Origin of the sequence: Parafrankia sp. Ea1.12 (genome assembly GCF_900465275.1) — a bacterium.
GTDB lineage: Bacteria > Actinomycetota > Actinomycetes > Frankiales > Frankiaceae > Parafrankia > Parafrankia soli.
On record NZ_UBIZ01000618.1, the window covers coordinates 1 to 4,048 of the forward strand.

At 72.3% G+C, this 4,048-nt stretch carries 4 protein-coding genes; 2 read left to right on the forward strand and 2 right to left on the reverse strand.

Annotated elements, in window-relative coordinates:
- A partial coding sequence (locus FMEAI12_RS33515) for a TCP-1/cpn60 chaperonin family protein (protein ID WP_304598644.1) occupies nucleotides 1-440 on the forward strand: 440 nt, incomplete at its 5' end.
- 742 nt (nucleotides 441-1,182) lie between these two features.
- Nucleotides 1,183-1,776 (forward strand): Uma2 family endonuclease, encoded by a 594-nt coding sequence (locus FMEAI12_RS33520; protein ID WP_012157618.1) that lies wholly within the window; start codon nucleotides 1,183-1,185, stop codon nucleotides 1,774-1,776.
- Between the two features lie 40 nt (nucleotides 1,777-1,816).
- Here the strand turns inward: FMEAI12_RS33520 and FMEAI12_RS33525 are convergent, their stop codons facing one another.
- On the reverse strand, nucleotides 1,817-3,454 hold the full coding sequence (locus FMEAI12_RS33525; RefSeq protein ID WP_112109129.1) for a DNA repair helicase XPB: 1,638 nt from the start codon (nucleotides 3,452-3,454) through the stop codon (nucleotides 1,817-1,819).
- Between the two features lie 150 nt (nucleotides 3,455-3,604).
- Nucleotides 3,605-4,048 (reverse strand): WYL domain-containing protein (locus FMEAI12_RS33530; protein WP_146776833.1); only part of this gene is annotated, 444 nt, incomplete at its 5' end.

The following is a 4,048-nucleotide window of genomic DNA, read 5'->3' on the forward strand; positions in this document are numbered from 1 at the left end:
AGGACGCCGTCTCGAACGCGAAGGCCGCGGTCGAGGAGGGCATCGTCGCCGGCGGTGGCGTCGCGCTCCTGCAGGCCGCGACCAGCGCCTTCGAGAAGCTCGACCTCTCCGGCGACGAGGCCACCGGTGCGAACATCGTCCGTCTCGCCCTGGAGGCGCCGATCAAGCAGATCGCGTTCAACAGCGGTCTCGAGGGCGGCGTCGTGGTCGAGAAGGTGCGCAACCTCCCGACCGGGCACGGCCTGAACGCGGCGACCGGCGAGTACGTCGACATGGTCGCCACCGGGATCATCGACCCGGCGAAGGTCACCCGCTCGGCGCTGCAGAACGCCGCGTCGATCGCCGGCCTCTTCCTCACCACCGAGGCCGTCATCGCGGACAAGCCGGAGAAGGACAAGGCCCCGGCCATGCCGGGCGGCGGCGGCGAGATGGACTTCTGAGTCCTCTCCCCCACGCTCTCTGGCGAGCACAGAAGGGCGGTTCCGGCCATGGCCGGGGCCGCCCTTCGGCGTTTCCGGGCAGCCCGGGGCCTCTTCCGCCGGCAGCCCGGAAGCTCGAGCGGGGACGGTGGTCCGGGGGCGTGGTGGTCCGGGGGGCGTGGTAGTCGGTCACCCAGCCGCCGGGTGGGAGGTGCCACGGCGGCGGGTGACCGCCCGCGGGATGCGCCGATTGGGGACGGAGCCGGCGCGGTCAGTTCCCGCGGTGCGAGGCGTCCCCCACGGAATCTCCCTCCAGCCGCTCCCAGGCGGCCGGAGAAGGGATACCGCAAAGAGTCGCCCCGGGTCGGTCCCGGGCCGGATGAGCCAGCCCTGATCGACTGGACGTGAAGTTACCAGGGAGTAATTAGATCAACAAGAGGTCGGCGCTTCACCAGGACATAGATCACGGGTATGAAATCGACCTTTCTGGACTTAGGCCCCGTTATCGGACCGCTTCTCCCACACCGAAGGAGCCAGTGCGGCAAGCACCATCGGGTGCTCGGCGGTCCGAAGCGCCCGGCCCGGACGACCCGGACAATCCGTGGGCGTCCCAACCTCGCCGCGCGGCCGCAAGTCCGTCCACGGAGGATCATCGGGGGAGCACTGGCAGACGACAACCGGACGGCTGCGCCCCGGCGCGCCGACGTGCGTCATCGGCGGGTCGACACCCACACCTTCGACAGCGGACGGAGCAACAGGCACGATGAGCACTGTGGTTCAGGCTCCCACCCCACTGCGATCCCACCGCCCGACCCTTACGCTGCCGGCCCCACCGGTGTCCGTCGCGGATCTCGACGCGACGGCCCTGGAGGACGCGCGCGTCGAGGTGCTCGACGGGCTGTGTGTCACCCGCCCCTGGCCGACTCCGCTGCGGGCCCGGGTCACCGATCGGCTGCGGGCGCTGCTCGCCCAGGCGGCGACCTCGGGCGCACAGGTGTTCACCGGCGTCCAGGTCGAGCTGTCGCCCCGGTGCCTGCTCGTGCCGGACGTGGCCGTGGTCGCGGTCGGCGACCCCGACCGGCGGCGGATCACCGAGACGCCGTTCGGCGTGGTCGAGGTCGCCGACGCCAGCACCCGCCGCTACGACCGCACGCTGAAGCTCGACGTGTACCGGGAGCACGGGGTCCCCGTGTGCTGGCTCGTCGACCCGGATTCGGCGACGATCGAGGCGTTCGAACTGGTCGGCCGCGACTACGTGCCGGCCGGCATCGTGTGCGGCGACGAGGAGCTCAGCGTCCTGCGGCCGTTCCCGGTGACGGTGACCCCGGCCGAGCTCATCGACCCGCCCGACGACTGACCATCCCGGCCGTCAGGCCACGTCGGTCGGCCGACGTGGGTCAGGCCACGTCGTCGGCGTCGACGATGGTGTAGGCGTAGCCCTGCTCGGCCAGGAAGCGCTGACGGTGCGCGGCGTACTCCTGGTCGAGGGTGTCCCGGGAGACCACGGTGTAGAAGTGCGCGGAGCGGCCGTCCGCCTTGGGCCGCAGCACCCGGCCGAGGCGCTGGGCCTCCTCCTGGCGGGAACCGAAGGTGCCGCTGACCTGGATGGCCACCCCGGCCTCCGGCAGGTCGATGGAGACGTTGGCGACCTTCGACACGACCAGCGTCGTGATCTCGCCGGTCCGGAAGGCCTCGAAGAGCCGCTCGCGTTCCTTGTTGCGAGTGGAGCCCTGGATCACCGGCGCGTCGAGCAGGCGCCCCAGCTCGTCGAGCTGGTCCAGGTAGGCGCCGATGACCAGCACCCGGTCGTCGGCGTGGCGCTCGACGAGCCGGCGCACGACCAGGCTCTTGCTGTGCGCGGTGGAGCAGACCTTGTACCGCTCCTCCGGCTCGGCGACGGCGTAGGTCATCCGCTCGTCGTCGGTGAGGGTGACCCGGACCTCCGTGCACTCCGCCGGCGCGATCCAGCCCTGGGCCTCGATATCGCGCCACGGAGCGTCGTAGCGCTTCGGCCCGATGAGGGAGAACACGTCCCCCTCGCGGCCGTCCTCGCGGATGAGCGTGGCGGTCAGCCCCAGGCGACGGCGGGACTGGATGTCCGCCGTCATCCGGAAGACCGGGGCGGGCAGCAGGTGGACCTCGTCATAGACGATCAGGCCCCAGTCACGCGCGCCGAACAGCTCCAGGTGCAGGTACTCGCCCTTCCGGCGGGCCGTCATCACCTGGTACGTGGCGATGGTGACGGGACGGATCTCCTTACGCTCGCCGGAGTACTCGCCGATCTCGTCCTCGGTCAGCGTGGTCCGCCGCAGCAGCTCGGTGCGCCACTGCCGACCGGCGACGGTGTTGGTGACCAGGATCAGCGTGGTCGCGCCGGCGCGGGCCATCGCCGCGGCGCCGACGACCGTCTTGCCCGCGCCGCTGGGAAGGACCACGACACCGGAGCCGCCCTCCCAGAAGCCGGCCACCGCGCCCTTCTGGTAGTCCCGCAGGGACCACCCCTCCTCGCGCAGCACGATCTCGTGCTTCTCGCCGTCGACGTAGCCGGCGAGATCCTCGGCGGGCCAGCCGACCTTGAGCAGCGCCTGCTTGAGCCGGCCGCGCTCGGACGGGTGCACGATCACGGTGTCGTCGTCGACCCGGGCGCCGAGCATCGGGGCGACCCGCTTGGACCTGGTCACCTCGGTGAGGACGGCCCTGTCCAGCGCGCGCATCACCAGGCCGTGCACGGGGTCGTTCTCCAGCCGGAGGCGCCCGTAACGGTCCATCGTGTCGGCGACGTCGACCAGCAGCGCGTTCGGGACGGCGTACCTCGAGTAGCGGACGAGGGCGTCGACGACCTGCTCGGCGTCGTGCCCGGCCGCGCGGGCGTTCCACAGCGCGAGCGGCGTCACCCGGTAGGTGTGCACGTGCTCGGGCGAGCGCTCCAGCTCCGCGAACGGCGCGATCGACGCCCGTGCCTCCGGGGCGAGCGGGTGATCGACCTCCAGCAGGAGGGTCTTGTCCGACTGGACGATCAGGGGACCATCCGGCAAGCCGCCACCGCCTTCCGCGTGTTCCGCGCCACCGCGCCCGTCGGTACGACCGGCACCCGTCGATACAACCGGCGGCGGCAGGTACCCTCCGTCAGCCCGCCGCGCAGTCACCACGGGCCCGCCACCAGCGTACGGGTACGACCCGACCGGTCAGCGCGGGCCGGGCAGGTCGTCGGCCGCCGGCGGAACCACCCAGTCGCCGACGTCGGGCACCGGCGGGCCGCCGAACGGGTCGTCGATGTCGGCCACCCCGGTCACCCGGTGCAGGGCGAAGCGGCGGGGAGCCTCGCTGCGCTCGTCCCACGCGGTGAGCCAACCGCCCTCCAGCAGCGTCGGGCGCACGACCCGGTCGCTGGGAGTCCCCTGCTGGTTGACATAGCCGAGCAGGACGCGCCGGCGGTCCCGGACCGCGCCCTGCAGCATCACCAGGATCACCGGGGCGGAGCGTGCGAGCCCGAGCTGCGCCCCCGCGGCGTCCTGAGCCGCCCGCGCGGCGCGGGTGCTGTCGTCGCCCCGGCGCACCAGACGGACGACGTCGCGCAGCTGGTTCGACCTGGTCGGGACGGACTCCGCGGCGGGCGGGCGGCTCAGGAC